The organism is Bacillus sp. LR--39, assembly GCF_053613335.1.
On record NZ_JBSIOT010001640.1, the window covers coordinates 1 to 512 of the forward strand.

Genomic DNA, 512 nt, shown 5'->3' on the forward strand with positions numbered 1-512 from the left:
GAAGATGACTTCATGGCCTTCTTTTTTCAGAGCAGCTATCGCCCGAACATGGTCATTGATCTTCTCCTCATCGATGCTGCCCTTCGAGTTGGTTAATGAACTGCTTCCGATTTTAATGACAATCCGTTGTTTTTTCACGTTTTTTCCCTCCGAGATGATCTGGCAGAAGGCCAATAAAAAAAGCCCTTTTCGTCCAAGTAAAAAAGGACGAAAAGAGCTTTCCGCGGTACCACCTTCATTGAATGCGCGAGAAAATAAAGCGCACTCCTCTTTCCCCTTTAACGCCAGGGTATGCGCCCAGGTTTTCCCCCTGGGACTCCGAGGCAGGTTCGGCAGGTTTCATGTGGTGAAATGTTTCAGCATGCCATTTCACTCTCTTTCACAGAAAGAACTGCTTACTGGCCCTCTTCAACGCTCGTGATTTTTTATTATTATGCCTAGGAAAAACGCCCCTGTCAAGAGGCAGATCAAACAATTTAATTAAAGACGATCGTCTTGTTTCCATGCACGAT

At 45.3% G+C, this 512-nt stretch carries 1 protein-coding gene and 1 other annotated feature; the gene reads right to left on the minus strand.

The features are described 5' to 3' along the window. A partial coding sequence (locus tag ACWHAR_RS32255; RefSeq protein ID WP_452089073.1) for an amino acid kinase family protein occupies positions 1-138 on the minus strand: 138 nt, incomplete at its 3' end. 62 nt (positions 139-200) lie between these two features. After that, positions 201-421, minus strand: a binding site (T-box leader). Positions 422-512: the final 91 nt, after the last annotated feature.